Source organism: Bradyrhizobium sp. Ghvi, assembly GCF_900115265.1.
Lineage (GTDB): Bacteria > Pseudomonadota > Alphaproteobacteria > Rhizobiales > Xanthobacteraceae > Bradyrhizobium.
Map to the genome: position 1 here is coordinate 632,693 of NZ_FOVU01000005.1, position 18,420 is coordinate 651,112.

At 63.3% G+C, this 18,420-nt stretch carries 16 protein-coding genes and 3 pseudogenes; 15 read left to right on the forward strand and 4 right to left on the reverse strand.

Going from position 1 to position 18,420, the window contains the following annotated elements; translation table 11 throughout:
- Positions 1 to 127 precede the first annotated feature (127 nt).
- The 4 genes from BM374_RS22165 to BM374_RS40280 are packed head-to-tail and all read left to right on the forward strand — an operon-like array spanning position 128 to position 4,720.
- Complete coding sequence (locus tag BM374_RS22165) at positions 128 to 3,529, forward strand: CHAT domain-containing protein (protein ID WP_092296987.1); 3,402 nt, start codon at positions 128 to 130, stop codon at positions 3,527 to 3,529.
- Positions 3,530 to 3,555: 26 nt separating this feature from the next.
- On the forward strand, positions 3,556 to 3,999 hold the full coding sequence (locus BM374_RS22170) for a hypothetical protein (RefSeq protein WP_092296455.1): 444 nt from the start codon (positions 3,556 to 3,558) through the stop codon (positions 3,997 to 3,999).
- Positions 3,999 to 4,193, forward strand: coding sequence for a hypothetical protein (locus BM374_RS22175; protein ID WP_092296458.1), 195 nt, complete (start codon positions 3,999 to 4,001; stop codon positions 4,191 to 4,193). The genes BM374_RS22170 and BM374_RS22175 overlap by 1 nt, the downstream gene beginning before the upstream one ends.
- 2 nt (positions 4,194 to 4,195) lie before the next feature.
- Complete coding sequence (locus tag BM374_RS40280) at positions 4,196 to 4,720, forward strand: hypothetical protein (protein ID WP_502689455.1); 525 nt, start codon at positions 4,196 to 4,198, stop codon at positions 4,718 to 4,720.
- 2 nt (positions 4,721 to 4,722) lie between these two features.
- Here BM374_RS40280 and BM374_RS40285 read toward each other — a convergent pair.
- The 3 genes and pseudogenes from BM374_RS40285 to BM374_RS22200 form a co-directional block, all read right to left on the reverse strand.
- A pseudogene (locus tag BM374_RS40285) lies at positions 4,723 to 5,088 on the reverse strand (LysR substrate-binding domain-containing protein); the annotation flags it as partial.
- Between the two features lie 208 nt (positions 5,089 to 5,296).
- Positions 5,297 to 5,990, reverse strand: a pseudogene (locus BM374_RS22195) (L-2-amino-thiazoline-4-carboxylic acid hydrolase).
- Positions 5,991 to 6,036: 46 nt separating this feature from the next.
- A complete protein-coding gene (locus BM374_RS22200) occupies positions 6,037 to 6,429 on the reverse strand; it encodes a RidA family protein (RefSeq protein WP_177248480.1) in 393 nt (130 codons plus the stop codon).
- 128 nt (positions 6,430 to 6,557) lie between these two features.
- Between BM374_RS22200 and BM374_RS39990 the strand changes: the two are divergent.
- The 10 genes and pseudogenes from BM374_RS39990 to BM374_RS22255 all read left to right on the forward strand — a co-directional run bounded on the left by BM374_RS39990 (position 6,558) and on the right by BM374_RS22255 (position 15,331).
- Positions 6,558 to 7,173 (forward strand): annotated as a pseudogene (locus BM374_RS39990) (LysR family transcriptional regulator).
- Between the two features lie 99 nt (positions 7,174 to 7,272).
- Positions 7,273 to 7,635, forward strand: coding sequence for a hypothetical protein (locus BM374_RS22210; RefSeq protein WP_092296464.1), 363 nt, complete (start codon positions 7,273 to 7,275; stop codon positions 7,633 to 7,635).
- 104 nt (positions 7,636 to 7,739) lie between these two features.
- On the forward strand, positions 7,740 to 8,132 hold the full coding sequence (locus BM374_RS22215; protein WP_092296467.1) for a FixH family protein: 393 nt from the start codon (positions 7,740 to 7,742) through the stop codon (positions 8,130 to 8,132).
- A gap of 86 nt (positions 8,133 to 8,218) precedes the next feature.
- Positions 8,219 to 9,649 (forward strand): efflux RND transporter periplasmic adaptor subunit, encoded by a 1,431-nt coding sequence (locus BM374_RS22220; RefSeq protein ID WP_092296470.1) that lies wholly within the window; start codon positions 8,219 to 8,221, stop codon positions 9,647 to 9,649.
- Positions 9,646 to 12,834, forward strand: a complete 3,189-nt coding sequence (locus tag BM374_RS22225) for an efflux RND transporter permease subunit (protein WP_092296473.1) — start codon at positions 9,646 to 9,648, stop codon at positions 12,832 to 12,834. The genes BM374_RS22220 and BM374_RS22225 overlap by 4 nt, the downstream gene beginning before the upstream one ends.
- A 97-nt stretch (positions 12,835 to 12,931) precedes the next feature.
- Positions 12,932 to 13,543, forward strand: coding sequence for a class I SAM-dependent methyltransferase (locus BM374_RS22230; protein WP_092296990.1), 612 nt, complete (start codon positions 12,932 to 12,934; stop codon positions 13,541 to 13,543).
- A gap of 146 nt (positions 13,544 to 13,689) precedes the next feature.
- The gene (locus BM374_RS22235; RefSeq protein WP_092296476.1) at positions 13,690 to 13,869 is read left to right on the forward strand and encodes a hypothetical protein; all 180 of its coding nucleotides are present in this window, start codon (positions 13,690 to 13,692) and stop codon (positions 13,867 to 13,869) included.
- A gap of 52 nt (positions 13,870 to 13,921) precedes the next feature.
- Positions 13,922 to 14,149 carry a hypothetical protein gene (locus BM374_RS22240; RefSeq protein WP_092296479.1) on the forward strand — a complete coding sequence of 76 codons (228 nt, stop codon included), beginning with the start codon at positions 13,922 to 13,924 and terminating at the stop codon, positions 14,147 to 14,149.
- A 116-nt stretch (positions 14,150 to 14,265) separates the two neighbouring features.
- Positions 14,266 to 14,706 (forward strand): hypothetical protein, encoded by a 441-nt coding sequence (locus BM374_RS38675; protein WP_177248415.1) that lies wholly within the window; start codon positions 14,266 to 14,268, stop codon positions 14,704 to 14,706.
- 199 nt (positions 14,707 to 14,905) lie between these two features.
- Positions 14,906 to 15,331, forward strand: coding sequence for a hypothetical protein (locus BM374_RS22255; protein WP_092296488.1), 426 nt, complete (start codon positions 14,906 to 14,908; stop codon positions 15,329 to 15,331).
- Between the two features lie 269 nt (positions 15,332 to 15,600).
- Here BM374_RS22255 and BM374_RS22260 read toward each other — a convergent pair whose 3' ends face one another.
- Positions 15,601 to 16,839 carry an MFS transporter gene (locus BM374_RS22260; RefSeq protein WP_092296491.1) on the reverse strand — a complete coding sequence of 413 codons (1,239 nt, stop codon included), beginning with the start codon at positions 16,837 to 16,839 and terminating at the stop codon, positions 15,601 to 15,603.
- A gap of 544 nt (positions 16,840 to 17,383) precedes the next feature.
- On the opposite strand from BM374_RS22260, the gene BM374_RS22265 reads away from it, so the two are divergent.
- Complete coding sequence (locus BM374_RS22265) at positions 17,384 to 18,247, forward strand: Crp/Fnr family transcriptional regulator (protein ID WP_092296494.1); 864 nt, start codon at positions 17,384 to 17,386, stop codon at positions 18,245 to 18,247.
- The last annotated feature ends 173 nt before the right edge of the window (positions 18,248 to 18,420 follow it).

Genomic DNA, 18,420 nt, shown 5'->3' on the forward strand with positions numbered 1-18,420 from the left:
CGCTGTTTGCCGCAGCCGCTGACCTCCCGGGTCATCCAACACCCTACCGATTGGTGATTGTGCTCCCGGGCGATAGGGGTAGAATTGTCTCGTTTTTGAATTCATTTCACCCAAGGCCTTCGCGATGATGAGCTTAAACGCCGCGAGTCCGTTTAAGAGCCGCGCCATCCTGCCGCTAAAATTGCTGGCCTTCGCCGTCCTCCTGGGATCATCAGGCTCGGCTGCCGCGCTGACCAAGGAGGCCGCACTCGAGAACTGCCGGATGACGGTCGGCAAGCCAATCGTGCAGGCCTGCATGCATTCGGGTGGCGGCGCCGATCGCGAAGCATGCCGCGCCAAGGCTTCGCCGCAGGTCAAGGCCTGTGTGCTTGCCGCTCTAAACGCCGCCAACGGACGTGCCAACGTGGCGGTCGAGCTTCCCAAGGAAGCTGCGCCTAAGCTGGAGCCTGGTACGGCCCTGCCGAAGGGGTTCGTCGCCCCGCCGCGAACCATCTCCGACATCACCGCGATCCTCGATGGCGAAAAGCCGGACGAGAAGCTGATCGCGGAACTGAAGGCGGACGCGGAGTCGACACCCACGGGGAAGGAATCGCGGGAGGATCTGGCGCAGTTCTATTTCGACCGCGCCAATGCCCGCTCCCAGCTCGGGCGGCTTGCCGAAGCCCTCGCCGACGCCAACAAAGCGGTGGAGGTCGGACGCGGCGCCATCAGCGCAAATATGATGGGTCGGCTGACACAGCTTGCCGCATTGCAATATCAGGCCGTCGGCGATCCAAAGCGCGCACTCGAGATCATGCAACGGCAGTTGCGCGAGGTCGCCATCATGCCGGGCGCCAAGGGGTATCTCTTCAACGCCAATCGCTCGGTTGCTGGCATACTGATTCAGATGGGCGACATCCCGCAGGCCGAAGCCTATCTGCGCCGCAGCTTGGCCAGCATCCAGGAGGCTCGCACGAGCGGCCTCCCGGGATGGCGCGCCTCCTACGCGAAGCTGGGACAGAATTGGGAGGCGGAAATCGAGGGCACCCGCGCCATGATCTTCGAGGCGCGCGGGCAGTTCAAGGAAGCCGAAGTCTCCTATCGCCTGGCCGAGCAGCGCAAGCGCGCGGGCATGCAGGGCGTTATGGACTCCGACAATCCACCCGCCGAAACCGTCATGTTGCAGTCGATCGACTATATGGTTCTGAGCCAGGCCCGCATGAAGGCGCGGCAGGGCCGGCTTGCCGAAGCCGAGGTCGATGCCCGCCGGGCCCTGTTGTCGCGTCTGAAGGATACCGGCAAGTACAATCCGGTGACGCCGCGCTATGTGATGGGTTTGGCCGGAGTTCTGGTCGACGAGGGCCGCTACGATGAAGCCGAGCAACTCGGCCGCGTCGCGCTCGAGATCAACAAGACGGTCGGCGTGCCTGATGACTCGCAATCGACCGTGCAGCTGCTCTCTCAACTCGCCGGCATTCTGAACCTGCAGCGCAAGAATGCCGAAGCCAACGAGATGTTTGCGCGTATCGACAAAGCGATCGCCACCTGGGATCCGCAGCGCCGCCAGGTATTCGAGCTCAACCCGTCGCGCATTCTCTCGCTCTACGCCTCCGGGCAGCTCGATGCCGGCATCGCTGCGGCCGAGCAGCTGGTCAAGAAGCAGGTCGGACGCGTGGGCGAAAACCATTTCGACGCCGCTTCGGCGCGCGGCACCCTGGCCATTGGATTGATGCGCGCGCGGCGCGATGCCGAGGCGATCCGCGAGTTCAAGGCCGCCATCCCGACCATGATGGCGAATGCGAACGAGAACGCCGACGACGAGAACACGACCGTGGTGGCCGCGCGCAGCCAGCGGCTGCAGACCATCGTCGAGAGCTACCTGCTGCTGCTCGCGCGCGCCGAGGGCACCGGCGGCGCAGTCGGCGAGGAGACCTTCAGCCTTGCTGACGCCGTTCGCGGCCGCTCGGTGCAACAAGCGCTGGCGGCCTCCAGCGCCCGTGCGGCGGCAAAGGATCCGGCCCTCGCCGAGCTCGTGCGCAAGGAGCAGGATTTGACGAAACAGGTCAACGCCCAGCTCGGCACGCTCAACAACGTGCTTGCCATTCCCTCCGCGGAGCGCGACGAGAAGGGGGCGCAGCAGATCCAGGCTTCGATCGCCGCCTTGCGTACCGAGCGCGACAAGGCACGCCAGGAGATCAAGCAGAAATTCCCTGTTTACGCCGACCTCGTCTCGCCGAAGCCGCCGAGCGTTGCCGAGATTCGCGCGACGCTCGCCGACAACGAGGCGATGTTGTCGTTCTATTTCGGCCAGAACGGCAGCTTCGTCTGGGCCGTGCCGAAGTCGGGCTCAGTGGCGTTCGCCGCCGTCAAGGCGGGGATCGGTGACATCGAGACCAAGATCCGCAAGCTGCGCGAGGCGCTCGAGCCGCAGGCGGCGATGATCTCGGACATTCCGCCGTTCGATCTCAAGCTCGGCTATGAGCTCTACGAGTTGTTGCTGAAGCCGGTCGAGAGCGGATGGAAGCCGGCCAAGAATCTGATCGTGGTGACCAACGGCGCGCTCGGCCTGCTGCCGCTGTCGCTGCTGCCGACCGCGCCTGCCGAGGTGGCGGCGGATGACGATCCGTTGTTCGTCGGCTATCGCAAGGTGCCGTGGTTGGCCCGGACCCATGCGGTCTCGACGGTGCCGTCTGCGGCTGCGTTGCGCACGCTCCGGCAGCTGCCGCCGGGCAAGCCCGGCCGTGGCGAACTGGTGGCGTTCGGCGATCCCTATTTCAACAGGGATCAGCTGGCGGAGGCGGAAAGCGCCGAGGCCAAGGTCCAGGTCGCCGATGTCGGCGGCAACGTCACCCGCGGCATGCCGCTGAAGCGCCGCAGCAGTCCGAAGCTCGAAGGCGTCGACAGCGCCGAGATCGGCCTCTTGCCGCGTCTTCCTGACACGGCCGATGAGCTCAAATCGATCGCGCTGGCCTTGCAGGCAGATCCTTCAAAGGTGCTGTTCCTCGGCAAGAACGCGACCGAGAGCGCGGTGAAGACGATGAATCTCTCCGGCTTCAGGATTCTGGCGTTTGCTACCCACGGTCTCGTGCCGGGCGAGCTCAACGGCCTGACCCAGCCGGCTCTTGCCTTGTCGTCGCCGGCGGTGACCGGCGAGAGCGGCGACGGCCTGCTCACGATGGAGGAGATTCTCGGCCTCAAGCTCGATGCCGACTGGGTCATCCTGTCCGCTTGCAACACCGGCGCTGGTGCGGGTGCGGGTGCGGAGGCGGCGTCCGGCCTCGGCCGGGCGTTTTTCTACGCCGGAACGCGCGCCTTGCTGGTGACGAACTGGTCGGTGCATTCGCAATCGGCGCGGCAACTGGTCACTGACCTGTTCAAGCGGCAGGCGGATGATCCGAAACTGTCGCGGAGTGAAGCGCTGCGCCAGGCGATGATGGCCCTGGTCGATGGTCCCGGTTACCTCGACAACGAGGGCAAGACCGAGTTCGCCTATGCACATCCGCTGTTCTGGGCGCCGTATACGATCATCGGGGACGGCGGCGTGCGATGAGTGACACGAGAGGGTTGGAAGGGACAATGACGCGGAATATCATGCTTGGGCTCGTCGCGGCGGGTCTGCTGTTTTCGGGAACGTCGCGGGCAACGCAATTGATCACCGAAGAGGAGGCCAAGCTGCCACCCCCGAAAGGCGCGGTCGCAGCCGACCGGCGCGGTATCCTGCGCGGCCCGAAGGTGGAGTTCGTCTCGCCGGCCGAGTCGGTCGCCTCTCCCATGAAGCTTCAATTGAAGTTCGAATCGTTCGGCGGCGCCAAGATCGATCCTGACTCGGTCAAGGTGATCTTTCTCCGCACGCCGAATGTCGATTTGACGCCCCGGGTCAAGCCGTTCGTGCACGCTGACGGGATCAACATGCAGGATGCGGAGCTGCCGCCGGGCGATTACACCGTCCGGGTCGACATCAAGGACAGCGACGGGCGGCCGGGCACTGCCGTTTTCACCCTCAAGGTCGCACCGAAGTGATGTGTCCTTACTGCCAGGCCGAGAATGCGGACAGCGCGCTGGTTTGCGCATCCTGCGCGCGAGACATCGCGGTCCCTGCGACGCTGATTGCGGAACGCGACGATCTGCTGCGCAAGCGCGACCAGCTGCGCGCTGAGCTGGCACAGGCCAGGGACGAGCTCGAGGCCATCATGCGGCGTGGGAAGTCGCGCTGACGATGGAGTGTCCGTTCTGCGCCGAAACGATCAAGGACGAAGCCATCGCGTGCAAGCACTGCTCGCGCGATTTGCGCGTCGTTCGCCCGACGCTTCTCGAGATCGACGACATCGTTGCCGAGCTGGACAGGCTCCAGCGCGATCTCGACCGTGTCAACGTCCGGCTCGAGCGCTACAAGAATCCGCTGCGCTATTTCGGTACGCATGCCGTTCTCTATGTCGTCATTCCCGCCGTCCTGCTGACGATCACGCATGTTCTGATCACCATCACCTTCAACCTCTCTCCGATCCCGCTGCGGATCGCCTCGATCGTGGTTCCCCTGCTGTTCGGCTTCGCAGCCTATCCCTTGCATCGGGTCTCGGCGCTGGGCGCGTTCGTGCTGGCGTTGCTGCTCGCCAGCGTCAGCATCCAGGCGATGCTGCGCTCGGTGAGCCGACGTTGCGCAGGTCGGGGCTCTGCGCGCCGTCCCTTGAGCTTGCCGACAAAGTCTTTCAATGCGTCCGTGAGGGGCATTGACGCGCGGTAGGCTAACCCGACCTCCCATTTGACCCTCACATCGATCTCCCTGATCGCAACGTCCGGATGGCCCTTTGCAACGCCCTCGGGGATGATGGCGATACCGACGGCGGCCGCGACCAGGGCCATCGCCCAATCTTCCGACTGTGCGATCGCTGCAGGCTGGCGCCGCCGGGCAGTGCGGCCGAAGAACGCGCTCTGTTCGCAATGACAGCGGTCGATCATGTCCGCGTCGGCAAGGTCGGCGGCGCGAAGCTTCTCCTTCAGCGTCAGCGGATGCGACGGCGGCAGGGCCGCGACATATGGGGCAATGGAGCCACCGGCCGAATTGGGAACGACAAACGGCTGCTGCATGCCGGCGACAGCTATTTCCATCATGCCCAGCTCGATGCGTCACCCCGCGCGCCGCTGGTGCTCGGTTATTTCGAGCGCCGTGCCGACGTGGATCGCAGCGCCGGCCTCGCCAATCAGCGAGGCTGCGCGAGTTGAAGCTCAGCCATGGCGGCCGCGTGACGATTTTCAACAGCCATGATCCCGAGGACTACGAGAACTGCCGGTGCGGGGCGCATTAGCCGGCGGCGCGAAGTCAACCGTCGCGATCCAATCGCGAGAAGCGGAAATTGCAATGGCTGGCACCGCCAGCCAGCGTCTGTGTCCGTTCCAGATGGATGCCAAGCGTTGCATAGGCATCGAAATCGAGGCCGCATATGCCCGGCAGGATGTCCTTGTCGCCATGGCGGCTCGCGAATTTGCAGAAGCCGCAGGCCCTGTAATTGATGCCGAATTCGAACTTGTCATCAGGGCCCGGCTCGACGAAATCGTAGACGAAATCCTCCGGAAATTCGGCCTGGTGGTCCTCTGTCGTGCTTCTTGTCGCCTGCTCGCGCAGCACGGCCTGATTTTCCGGGGACATGAATTGATCTCCCGCGGCGAGGCGCTTTGGCCTCGGGCACCGCGAGCAATTGCGCCTTGTAGGTCTCCCGTTCGATGTCGCGGATGTCAGGCAGCGGCACGCCGTGTCGCCGCAGCACGCGGCTGGTCGCCATGAAGCCGGTGAGGCGCACGAAGACATCGCTCATACGGCTCGTAGCACCGCCGACATAGGGCATCTGGGTGAGCACGATCTCGAGTTCGTCCATGACCTCCCGCTTGATGCCGTCGATGTCGGACAGTTGCGTGCGCTCGCGCAACATCGCCTCGGCGAGGTCGAGTCGGCGGCGCATCGCCGCCTCCATGGCGCCGCGATGCTTCTCGTAGAATGGATGGACGGTCTCGGCCATTGGATCCTCGCGTGATTGCCTCATTGCAAAGTCGGTGAAGTCCGTCTCATTCGGCGGCGATTGCCTCGATCTCCAGCAGCCATTTGCTGTCGACGGTCTCGGCGATCATGACCGTCAGCGCGGGCCGATGATCCCCGAGCATCCTGCAACGAACCATACGGTTGGCCACGACTTGGCTGCGGTCGGTCAGGAACGTGGTGACCTTGACGAGGTGCGCGATGCCCAGACCGGCTGCGGCAAGCACCGCCATGACGTTATGCCAAGCCTGTTCGCATTGTGCTTCAAACCCTTCGGGCACGCTGCCGTCTGATCTCTCGGGCACCTGGCCGCTGACGAACAGCAGGCGGCGATGCTGCGTCAACTCCAGGCCCAGGCTGTAACCGCCGACGGGAGGAGAGACCGTTGCAGGATTGTGGCTGACGATGTGAGCTGCAGTCATGAGGTGTTTCCGGATTGTTGGCTGACCGTATCCGGCGGCATCCTCGCGGCGCAAAGCATCTTTCCTTCGCTTCAGCACTAGAAAATCTATTGCAAGATCGGAGCCCATCAGTGTCAAACTGCGGCGCGATGACCTATGCCCTTCCGCCACTCAACGCACTGCGCGCCTTCGAAGCCGCCGCGCGCCATCTCAGCTTCAAGCTGGCCGCGCACGAACTGCACGTGACGCCCGCCGCAGTCGGACAGCAGGTGAAAGCGCTGGAGGCGCGCCTCGGCGTGCAGCTGTTCGAGCGACAAGCAGCTCATCCTGACCGCGGCAGGCCAGGCCTATCTGCCCGGCGTCTCCGAAGGTTTTCGTCACATCGCGGATGCGACCTCGCAGTTGAGACCGGCAGGCGCGGTGCTGCTGCAATTGGGCGTGCATGCGAGCTTCGATCTGCGCCGCCTCGATCTGGCGGCGTTTCGCGAGACGCATGTGGAGATCGGCTTGCGCGTGCTCCAGCCTGCCGGCTTGCACGAATTGATCGAAGGCAAGGTCGATCTGCTGATCGCCCGCGGCCTCGGCCATCATCCCGGCTATCGCTGCGACCGCATTGGCGAGGGATCCGGTCTGGGCGATTGGCTGATCGCGCCCGAGGGCACCGCAGATTGCCCGGAGATCGTCAGCTTTCGCGAATGGCTGCGCGCCCAGGCCGCCGGGAAAGCAAGCGCAAAGCGTCCGCGACTGGTCGGTGGCCTCGGGTAGGTCCCGGTCACGGATGGTTGACCGGGATCAACGACTGTTTTCCGTGCCCGGATATGTTAGTGAGGTCGTGTTCCGGCCTGACAAGGTAAGTCGTTCTTGATGCGGTTCGTCCGTACCATTCTGGCTCTCGCAATCGCCATATCCCTGGCGATGCTGCCCGTTGGCACGTCCGCAGCCCAGCTTGCCATGTCGCCTGGCGACATGCAGACGACTATGCACATGGGCGGCGATGCCGACATGTCGATGGACGATTGTTGTCCCGATATGAAGAACACGGGCTTTCACGCCGGCTACAAGTGCGCGATGGGCTTTTGCTGCGTTGGCGGGATGATCGCGCTCGGCGATGTCAGACCCGTTGCTTTCCAGCATCTTATTGTCGCCGCGACCAAGATCGCCATTCCTGCCGATCAGGTCGTCTCCTACCGCGGTAGCAGTCCTCCTTTCCGACCTCCTCGAATCTGATCCTCCAAGAGCCCGAGACGCGAGCGGCATGCCTGCTTGGCGACGACGACTGACGTGCGCGCAGCCCTGCGCCACGGCGAAGATCAGATCATGAGGACAGGACTATGCTTTCCAAATTCACCACTGCGGCTCTGGCCGCCACCCTTTCGCTTGCCGCAACCGCCGCCCTGGCAGGCGCTGGCGACTACACCTTTGAGCCGGTCAAGGCGGAGATGAAGAAGGGCGACGACGTCATGCTCGCCGTTCGCCTGACCAACAAGCAGACCGGCAAGCCGGTAGCGGACGCGGTTGTCTTCAAGACCCGCGTCGACATGGCTCCTGACGGAATGGCCGAAATGGAGTCGGCGGTCGCACCGCTTCCCTCCAAGGAGCCAGGTGTCTACGCCTTCAAAACGGACCTGCCGATGGCCGGCCGCTACCAGGTGACGATGTCCGTGAAGGTGCAGGGCGAACCGGAGACGGTCACCGGCAAGGTGGTCGTCACCGCGACCAAGTGAGCATTCGGGCGCTGCCTGGCGGCGCCCGACATTCCCCTTTTTGATTCACACGGACGCGTGCTCGAAGGGTGCGCGGAGTACCCACTATGAAAACGCTGCGTCTCCTGATGGCTCTTGCGCTGGGCGGTGGCCTGATCCTGAGCTTCTATTGGCCTTCAAAGGGTGCGCGCTCGCTTGCCGGCGCCGGGTTCACCTCGGCTGCATCGGCGGCGGATCGACCGCCGCTCTACTACCGTGACCCCAGCGGCGCGCCGTTCTGGTCAGCGGGTCCGAAGCAGGACGACCGCGGACAGGATTACCTGCCGGTCTACGATGATCATCAGGCCGTGCCGGCGGAGATGGAGATGAAGCCACAGCTGCAGGCGGGGGCACGGCGAAAGATCCTGTACTACCGCAATCCCATGGGGCTTCCCGACACCTCGCCCATGCCGAAGAAGGATTCGATGGGGATGGACTACATCCCCGTTTACGAAGGGGATGATACGGACGACGGCATGGTGAAGCTTTCGCCGGGCAAGATCCAGCGCACTGGCGTGAAATCCGAGCCCGTCGAACGCCGCGCGATCCGCGTTTCGGTGAAGGCGCCGGGCACGATCCAGCTGGATGAGCGCCGCGTATCCGTCATCGCGATGCGCGCGGAGAGCTTCGTGCAGAGGGTCGCCGACGTCACCACCGGCACACGCGTGAAGGCCGGCCAGCCGCTGATGGAGATCTATAGTTCTGCGGTCACGTCGGCGGCCGCGGAATATCTGGCGACGATCACCTCCAAGGTGGTTGGCGGCGTCGAGATGTACGGCCGCGGATCGCGTCAGCGTCTGCTCAACCTCGATGTGCCTGAGCCTGTCATCGCCGAGATGGAGAAGACGCGCGTTGCGCCCGTCACGATCGGCTGGTCGGCGCCGCGCGACGGGATTGTCCTGGAGCGCAACGCGATCGAAGGCATGCGGGCCAATCCCGGCGATGTGCTGTTTCGCATCGCCGACATTTCGGTGGTCTGGGCGCTGGTCGACGTCGCTGAGCGCGATCTCGGAAACATCGCGGTCGGACAGCCCGTGGCGGTGCGCGCGCGCAGCTTTGCCGGTCGGACCTTCACCGGCAAGATCGCGGTCGTTTATCCCCAGGTGAACCGCGATACCCGGACCGTTCGGCTCCGCGTCGAACTCGCCAATCCCGACGCGCTGCTGTTGCCCGACATGTATGTCGATGCCGACATCGACACGGCTGGCGCGGCGCCCGCGCTGGCGGTGCCCGACAGCTCGGTGCTCGACACCGGCAGCCGGCAGGCCGTCCTCGTCGACAAGGGGGAGGGGCGCTTCGAGCCGCGAGAGGTCAAGCTTGGCCGTCGCGGCGGCGGCTATATCGAGGTGCGGGACGGGCTTGCGGAAGGCGAGGCGGTGGTCACCTCCGCCAACTTCCTGATCGATGCGGAAAGCAATCTGAAGGCGGCGCTCAAGGGTTTTGCCGAGGCCGCGCCTCAGGCATCCGAACCGGGCCATGCGATGGGAGAGCACAAATGATCGCCCGTATCATCGCCTGGTCGGCGCGTAACCTGCTGCTGGTGCTGGTCGGCACCGGTTTCGCCGCGGCAGCCGGTCTCTACGCGTTGATCCACCTTCCGCTGGATGCGATTCCGGATCTCTCGGACACGCAGGTCATCGTCTACACCGAATATCCCGGCCAGGCGCCGCAGGTGATCGAGGATCAGGTCACCTATCCCCTGACGACGGCGATGCTGACGGTGCCGAAGTCAAAGGTCGTGCGCGGCTTCTCCTTCTTCGGCGTGTCGTTCGTCTACGTCATCTTCGAGGACGGAACCGACATCTACTGGGCGCGCTCGCGTGTGCTGGAATTCCTCAATGGCGCAGCATCGCGCCTTCCGGCCGGCGTCACGCCGACCATCGGGCCCGATGCGACCGGTGTCGGCTGGGTCTACCAATATGCCGTGATGTCCAGGGAGTTGAATCTTGCGGACACCCGCACGATCCAGGACTGGAATCTGAAGTTTGCGCTGGCCAAGGCCGAAGGCGTTGCCGAGGTCGCCAGCATCGGCGGCTTCGTCAAACAGTACAATGTGGTGCTCGATCCGCAGCGGATGCGCGACCGCGGCATCAGCATGCAAAAAATCCGTGAGGCGATCCGTGCCAGCAACGCCGATGTCGGCGGGCGCACCGTCGAACTCTCCGAGTTCGAATACGTCATCCGCGGCAGGGGCTATCTCAAGAACATCAATGATCTCGGCAACATCGTCCTGAAGGCCTCTGGCGGCACGCCCGTGCTGCTGCGCGACGTCGCCAGCGTCGAGCTTGGTCCGGATGAGCGGCGGGGGATCGCCGAGCTCAATGGCGAGGGCGAGGTCGCCAGCGGCATCGTGCTGCAACGCTTCGGCGTCAATGCCCTCGACGTCATCGAGAACGTCAAGAAGCGATTCAAGGAGATCAGCAGCCTGCCGAAATCGGTCGAGATCGTCCCGGTCTACGACCGCTCCAACCTGATCTACGCCGCCATAGACACGCTCAAGCATACGCTGTTCGAGGAAAGCATCGTCGTTGCCTTCGTCTGCATCGTATTCCTGCTGCATGTCCGCAGCGCGCTGGTCGCCATCCTGATGCTGCCGGTGGGCGTGCTGATGGCATTCGGCGCCATGAAGCTGCTCGGGCTCGGCTCCAACATCATGAGCTTAGGGGGCATCGCCATCGCGATCGGCGCCATGGTGGACGCCGCCATCGTCATGATCGAGAACGCCCACAAGCACCTCGAGCGCGCCAGGCCCGATCAGTCGCGCGTCGAGATCCTGGTCGATGCCGCATCCGAGGTTGGACCTGCACTGTTCTTCAGCCTGCTGATCATCACCGTCTCGTTCGTGCCGATCTTCACGCTGGAGTCGCAGGAGGGGCGGCTGTTCGGCCCGCTGGCGTTCACGAAGACCTTTTCGATGGCCGCTGCGGCCCTGCTGTCGGTCACCCTGGTGCCGGCGCTGATGGTGATCTTCGTCCGCGGCAAGATCGTCCCGGAGAGCAAAAACATCATCAATCGCTTTCTGATCTGGGTTTACCGCCCCGTGATCAAGGGCGTGCTGCGCGCCAAGACACTGGTGATCCTCGTCTCCATCGCAGTCCTGGCCGTGACCATCTGGCCGGCTCGCCAGCTCGGCACCGAATTCATGCCGGCACTGAACGAGGGCACATTGCTCTACATGCCGACGACGCTGCCCGGCATCTCGGTCACCAAAGCCGCCGAGCTGATGCAGATGCAGGACCGCATCATCAAATCGTTTCCGGAAGTCGCTTCCGTCTACGGCAAGGCGGGCCGGGCTGCCACGGCGACCGACCCGGCGCCGACCGAGATGTTCGAGACGATCGTCAATCTCAAGCCAAAGGAGCAATGGCGCCCTGGGCTCACCGTCGACGGTCTGATTGCCGAGATGGACAAGGCGCTGCAGTTTCCGGGCGTCTCGAACGCCTGGACCATGCCGATCAAGGCGCGCATCGACATGCTCTCCACGGGAATCCGCACCCCCGTCGGCGTCAAGGTCATGGGCACCGATCTCGTCGAGATCGATCGTCTCGCCAAGCAGGTCGAGAGGGTCCTCAAGACCGTACCCGGCACCTCGTCGGCCTATGCCGAGCGCGGCATCGGCGGCTACTATCTCGAGATCGTGCCGGATCGCGAGGCGCTCGCCCGCTACGGCCTCCTGATCCAGGACGTTCAGGACACCATCGCGGCCGCACTCGGCGGCCAGACGGTGACGACGACCGTGGAGGGCCGGCAGCGCTTCACGGTGAACATGCGCTATCCACGCGACCTCAGAGACAATCCCAAGGCGATCGCCAGCGACATCCTGGTGCCGATGCCTGCGGGCGGCGCGGTGCCGCTCGGGGAGGTGGCGAAGGTCGAGCCGGCGCGCGGGCCGACCTCGATCCGGACCGAGAACGGCCTGCTTGCGACCTATATCTATGTCGACATCAGGGATCGCGACATCGGCAGCTATGTCGCCGATGCCCAGCGTGCCGTTACGGAGAGCATCCAGTTTCCGTCCGGCACCTACGTCGTGTGGAGCGGCCAGTACGAATATCTCCAGCGCGCCGCCGCCCGCCTGAAGATCGTCGTGCCTGTCACGCTCACCATCATCTTCCTGCTGCTGTATCTGAACTTCCGCGCGACGACCGAAACCCTGATCGTGATGCTGTCGCTGCCGTTCGCGCTGGTCGGCGGCATCTGGATGATGTGGTGGCTCGGCTTCAACCTGTCGGTTGCCGTGGCCGTCGGCTTCATCGCGCTTGCCGGCGTCGCCGCCGAGACCGGTGTCGTGATGCTGATCTATCTCGAGCAGGCCCTCGCCGAGATGAAGGCGAAACGAAGTGCGGTCGGTCGCCCCGTTACGCGCCGGGATCTGCACGATGCCATCATGGAAGGCGCGGTCGAGCGTGTCCGTCCCAAGATGATGACGGTGGTCGCGATCATGGCTGGGTTGCTGCCGATCATGTGGAGCAGCGGCACCGGATCGGAGATCATGCAGCGGATCGCGGTGCCGATGATCGGCGGCATGATCTCCTCGACTCTGCTGACGCTGATCGTGATCCCGGCGATCTTCGGGCTGGTCAAAGGCTTCCGCTTGCCTCCTGAGAGCAAGAGCAAGCCACCATCGCCCGTGAGGACGAAACCGACGGTAACAAGATTGCGAGCCATCGAGCCCGCCGAATGAGGTGAGCCACGATCAATGATATTGGGAGATGGGCTCGACAGGATTGATCACTGCACTGATCGTCAAAGACCATTGAGCACGATCGTCGGAGATGCGCATGGGCTTCTACAACGACGTCATTCTGCCACGGCTTTGCGATCTTGCGATGCGCAACAAGGAACTTGCGCCGTACCGGCAACGCGCGACCCGCTCGGCTCAGGGCCGTGTCCTTGAGATCGGCATCGGATCCGGGCGCAATCTGCCGTTCTATGGCGCGACGGTGAAGCAGGTTGTGGGGCTTGAACCCGGTCCAAAGCTTCTCGAGATGGCGCGACATGCACCGCATCCGGAAACTCCGGTTGAGCTTGTCGAAGCGTCAGCCGAGGCGAATCCGATCGAGGACCGCAGCATCGACACCGTCCTGACGACCTGGACCATGTGCAGCATTCCGGACGTGGATCGCGCGATGACGGAAGCGCGGCGTGTGCTGAAGCCGGGAGGAAAGCTGGTCTTCGTCGAGCATGGTCGCGCGCCCGAACCGCACGTGCGCTGGTGGCAGGATCGCCTGACGCCCGCCTGGAGGCGCATCTCCGGCGGTTGTCACCTCAATCGGGATATTGCGGATATCCTGATCCGGAACGGCTTTCGCATCGACGAGATGCGCACCGGATATATGAACGGGCTGAAGCCCATGACCTTCATGTACGAGGGCCAAGCGAGCCCTCGTTGATGCCTGCGGCGCGCCGCCCCCGTCGAACAAAGAGCCGTTCGTTTGCCTGCGTGACCCGTATCACAGTCGAAGCGAACGGCTCACGGTACACCTGCGACCACCGGATGAGAGGGGGAGGCCCCTCCTAGGAGAAGCGGGAGACACACATGACTGAGCATAGCAATCGGAAGCACAAAGAGCTGGACGAGTGTGAACTGGATGCCGTGTGCGGTGGCTTCATCGATGATGGCGGCTGCATCGGTCCCTGGATTGTGAATGGAAAGATCACCACCCATCAGCCGATGGGTCCAAACCCCTGGCTGCCCGGCGGCATCTTTCACGGCTGAGCACCAAACGTCACAACATCTCTGACACACAATCTGAACAGGAGCGACCACCATGCTGAATCTGGAACATGAAAAGTCCGGCGTCATCGAACTGACGGATGCGGAGCTTGAAATGATTGTCGGCGGCAACTGGCTCGGCGACGCCTTCCGCGCCATCGGCGGCGCCATCAAGGGCGCCGCCGAGTGGGTCGGCGGCGTGATCTATGGTGCCTTGCAGGGCCTGGGCGATTTGCGCGGCCCATTCGGTCCGGGGTCGGGGCCCGGCCACCCGCCGCTCTGATCTCATCCCTTTAAACGCGTTCGCGACATGAGAGGCCGTCCCCGTTGGCGGCCTCTTTTCTTTCCGACGGCAATTCGGATTGATCATCGCTGTCCCAAGAAAGCATTGAGCGGAATTTGCGCTTCGTACTGGCGAGCTTTTTCCAGGAGAATGTCTCGCAATTGCCCGTCCGGGAGGAGCTGCGCCTGCTCGCGCGCTTCACGCGCAGCGTCAGCGAGCCTTTCGCTCAACGTCTTCTCCTGCCGGACTCTTCGTCGTACCTGGCTCATTTGTCCCGTAACGCAGGAAAAATCCGTCGGTTCCGCTTGGCCCGCTACGACTTCCGGCGCCGGAACGGGAGCTTCGCCGGCGCGTTACCTCTCATATGCAAGGAGGACATCATGAGTGTTGAAGGCAAGATCAAGGAAGGCGCCGGCTATATCAAGGAAGAGATGAACGAGCACGGCAAGGATGCCAAGAGCCAGCGCAAAGCCCAGGAGGGGCGTGATCTTCGCAACGAAGGCCGCATGGAAGACGGCAAGCCGCCGAAAACCACCAAGCCGGGCACCGGTCACTAATCCGGTTTGATTTGGAAACCGCCCTTGGCCTGCGCCGAGGGCGGTTTTGTGTGAGCTGGAAGCACCGCCGCGCGCACGTCTGCGGATTTCCACAGCATCACTTGTCCACACCCACGACACGCAGTAGCGAGTCGCGGATCCAGCCTACTAGCCATCGATATCTTGCAAAACGTGCTCGCGTGTCGTTTTTAATCCCGGCATGAGCACCAAGTCGCGCGAGGTCATCTGGAGCGGCCGCATCATGGGCGCGGAGATTTCCGCCAAGCACGCCCGTGAAGAGGCCAAGAAGGCCGTGCGCGAGGCCGACCGGGCCGAAGCCGAAGCGTGGTCGGTGCGCATGGAAGGTTACGGCGGTCCCGCGCAACCGTCGCCGACGATCGCGCAATGTCTCAACGGCGGCCTCTGCTGGCTCGAGGTCGAGTGCGTCAGGTGCAAGTCGCGCGCGAGCCTGCCGCTCGATGCGATCCGTCGTCCCCGCGACACGCCGATCTGGAAGCTGGAGGCTTCGCTGAAGTGCCGGTCATGCCGGAAGGGACGGTCCGCGCCGCCGGTCCACATGATCAAGCTGACCGCCACGCGGAGCATCACGCCGTACAAATGGGTGCATCCGACCGAGGAGCGCTAGAATTTGCCGATCGAGGCGCGCCAAGGATCGACTTGATCTGGAGCATCTACTCATCAAACGCGATGTCCGGTCATCTCGAGAGCGGCTGAAGAGCGGAGGCTCGGCAACACGCCGACGCATAAACCCGCGATCTCCGGGGCCGGTTGGAGGAGATCGGGAAAAGGTAAGCGTCCGCGCGCTGGATTGCTGGCCAGCCATTGTCCGCTCGTTTCCAGGGACCAACAATGCAGTAACGCCGCAGCTACGCGATCTCGTTAAAATGGCATGGCTTACCTTCGCGCACAATCGAGCTCCTTGGCCACTCCTGGGTTTGCGGCACGCGCGAGCACGATCGCCGCGGCGATCACTTCCAGCGCAATGGTCAACAGCAGCGCAGCGCCGTAATCGCCTCTCCAGCCGCGGATGAGACCGATCAATCCGGGACCGAAAGCGCCGACCGTGCCGCTGATCGAGGTGAACAGCCCCATCACCACTGTGAAGTTTTGGACTTCGAACTCGCGATGGATGATCAGCGGCGGCAGTGTGATGAGGTTTCCGATCGAAAAGCCGAACACTCCAGAAGCAAGCAGCACGAGATGGACGTTGTCGCTCAGGTGGATGGTGAACACCGCCACGGACTGGCTCACCAGCGAAATGGCGGCAACAAGCCGCGGGTCGAGGAGGTCTGCGACGACGCTGAGCGAGACCCGTCCGACGATCGCCATCAAGGTCATTACACTGACCGCGAGCCCCGCCTTAAGAGCCCCGATCTTCGGCTCAAGTATCGCGATCTGATGCACGATGAAGCCGACCTGCGCGATGATCCCGAGCGCAAAGGGAATCGCGATTGTCCAAAACGCCGGCCGGCGCACTATCTCGCCACGGGAGATACCAGTGCCAGGCGCCGGCGAAGATTGGTCAGCGCTCGCGGCCGTCGCGCTCACATTCGGCGGCGGGCCGATCCAGGCGAACGTGGCCGGAAGCAGAACGATCAGGAGGACTGCGCTCGCGGCCACCATTGCGGTCTGAAATCCAAGGTGGCTCACCAGAACCATCAGCAATGGCGTCACGATGATGCCGCCGGAGCTCGCACCGAGGAAGGCTAGGCTAATTGCAAGACCTCGGCGCCGCACGAACCAGGCGCCGATCACCGCCGGAATGATGACGGTGCCCATGCCGACCCAGCCGAGCGACATCAACGCGAATGCCGCGTACAGGGTCCACGGTGCGGCCGCGAAGGGGAGCAGCACCATGGAGGTGGCAAGGCACGCAATCCCTGCCAGCGCCAAGCGCTTCAGGCCGAGCTGCCCCACGATCTCGTCGGTGAAGATGACGACGACGTTGCCGATCAAGAGCGACAGCGTGCTGGCGCCCGAGATCAGCGGGGGCGGCCAGCCGTTCAGACGCTCCAGCTCGATCAGGTAAATGCCCTGCGCGTACAGTGCAAAGCCGAAGATCGATAGCGCCAGCAGGAAACATGCAAGCACCACCCGCCAGCCCGCGTAGCGCGGTGACGTCTCGTCGTACATGTGCGGCCCGAGCCCCCGCCGCTTCCCGAGCGGCGCGCACTACATACACGCAGTAGTCGTGGAAAGCGAGTCACGAATGATGGCGCGAATGTAACGTCTATTCATTGCGAGAGAAGCGCCTTGCGCCTCGAAGCGTCGACGAAGGCGGGAACGATCATCCCGTCGTTGCACGAGCGTGTCCCAAGAGCGCGCGTGCTCCGGATGGACGAACGGCAATGAACATTCCGCCGGCATCCATCTATCGAATCCGGCGGCGCCATCGATTTTTGGCAATGTCCTGAAAATTCAGGGGCCACCGGCGACATCTCGCGCGGGCCCTTCAACCTCTCGGTTCTCGATGGCGGCACTGTGCGCCGCCGAACCAGGTTTGGAGATGCGCGAGGTTCTATTTCGGGACAGTGCAACGTTTAAGGGTGTTTTGCGCGGCTGAAGTGGGAAGAGATCGCGGCGAAGTAGGCCGCCCGCCCAAGCCTCGCGGGGCGGCACGGAAGAAGCCCGCCCGAGCCGTGGCCGTGACTCCGGATCGAAGAAAGAGTAGCTTGGAGTGGAGACATTCGAAAGCCGGTTGAGAAGGTGGGATCGGAACGTTTCGGAGGCGCGCCATGGGATAGCGCCTGATCGTGCGCTGAGCAGCACCAACCGCGAGCAGACGGTTTCGGTCCAGAACCGCCTGCTGGCCGGACTTGCGCCACCTTCCTTCGAGCGACTTCGCCCTTTCCTTGAGCCGATCGCGCTCAAGCGCCACGCGGTTCTTCAGGACTATCACTATCCGATTGAGTACATCTACTTCATCGAGCGCGGCGTTGCATCGATATTGATGCGGACGCAGCACGACGGCCCGGTGGAGATCTCGATGGTTGGGCGGCTGGGTTTCGTCGGTGTGGCGGCCGTGCTCGGCATACAGCGGTCCCCCAACCGATGCCTCATGTTGGTCCCCGGCTATGGATTGCGCATCGCCGTCTCCGACCTGCAAAGGATCGCGCAACGTTGCCCCGACGTCCAGCAACAGCTGTTCAACTATATCCATGCGCTGCTGGTGCAGAACGCCCAGACAAACCTTTGCAGCGCCCGCCACGGCCTCGAAGAAAGGCTAAGCCGCTGGTTGCTGCTTGCGGTGGACCGGCTGGACGACCACATCATTCCCGTCACGCATGACATGCTGTCGGTCATCCTGGGCGTGCGGCGAGCCAGCATCACGACCACGCTGGCCGAGCTGGAACAGACAGGTGGACTGGTCAGGCAGCGCGGCGGGATCAATGTGTGCGATCGCGCAGCACTCGAACGTCGAACCTGTGAATGCTATCGGATCATTGCATCGGAATACGGATACCTGAACCGCGGCGGCTTGCATCAGCATTGCATTTCCGCTGACATCGGACTGATCCGCAGCTGTCTTTGCTGCATCTGACACAATCATTCGAACATCTTCCAAATCCTTGTTCGACTTGGCGGCTGCCGATCTCCGTACGGCAGCGTACCGAGTGACCGGCTTTAGTAGAACGGCAATCAGAGCCTGAAAGCTTTAGTTATTTCGAAACAAAGAGATCCAGGACGGAGCCAGACTGATCCCTCATCTGGATG

What these genes read in the sequence shown, in the direction of transcription:
- BM374_RS22220 (WP_092296470.1), top strand. Translation starts at nt 8,219, where the DNA reads ATGAAAACGCTGCGTCTCCTGATGGCTCTTGCGCTGGGCGGTGGCCTG.
- BM374_RS22215 (WP_092296467.1), top strand. Translation starts at nt 7,740, where the DNA reads ATGCTTTCCAAATTCACCACTGCGGCTCTGGCCGCCACCCTTTCGCTT.
- BM374_RS22225 (WP_092296473.1), top strand. Translation starts at nt 9,646, where the DNA reads ATGATCGCCCGTATCATCGCCTGGTCGGCGCGTAACCTGCTGCTGGTG.
- BM374_RS22210 (WP_092296464.1), top strand. Translation starts at nt 7,273, where the DNA reads ATGCGGTTCGTCCGTACCATTCTGGCTCTCGCAATCGCCATATCCCTG.
- BM374_RS22165 (WP_092296987.1), top strand. Translation starts at nt 128, where the DNA reads ATGAGCTTAAACGCCGCGAGTCCGTTTAAGAGCCGCGCCATCCTGCCG.
- BM374_RS22175 (WP_092296458.1), top strand. Translation starts at nt 3,999, where the DNA reads ATGTGTCCTTACTGCCAGGCCGAGAATGCGGACAGCGCGCTGGTTTGC.
- BM374_RS22230 (WP_092296990.1), top strand. Translation starts at nt 12,932, where the DNA reads ATGGGCTTCTACAACGACGTCATTCTGCCACGGCTTTGCGATCTTGCG.
- BM374_RS40280 (WP_502689455.1), top strand. Translation starts at nt 4,196, where the DNA reads ATGGAGTGTCCGTTCTGCGCCGAAACGATCAAGGACGAAGCCATCGCG.
- BM374_RS22255 (WP_092296488.1), top strand. Translation starts at nt 14,906, where the DNA reads ATGAGCACCAAGTCGCGCGAGGTCATCTGGAGCGGCCGCATCATGGGC.
- BM374_RS22240 (WP_092296479.1), top strand. Translation starts at nt 13,922, where the DNA reads ATGCTGAATCTGGAACATGAAAAGTCCGGCGTCATCGAACTGACGGAT.
- BM374_RS22235 (WP_092296476.1), top strand. Translation starts at nt 13,690, where the DNA reads ATGACTGAGCATAGCAATCGGAAGCACAAAGAGCTGGACGAGTGTGAA.
- BM374_RS22170 (WP_092296455.1), top strand. Translation starts at nt 3,556, where the DNA reads ATGACGCGGAATATCATGCTTGGGCTCGTCGCGGCGGGTCTGCTGTTT.
- BM374_RS22200 (WP_177248480.1), bottom strand. Translation starts at nt 6,429, where the DNA reads ATGACTGCAGCTCACATCGTCAGCCACAATCCTGCAACGGTCTCTCCT.
- BM374_RS22260 (WP_092296491.1), bottom strand. Translation starts at nt 16,839, where the DNA reads ATGTACGACGAGACGTCACCGCGCTACGCGGGCTGGCGGGTGGTGCTT.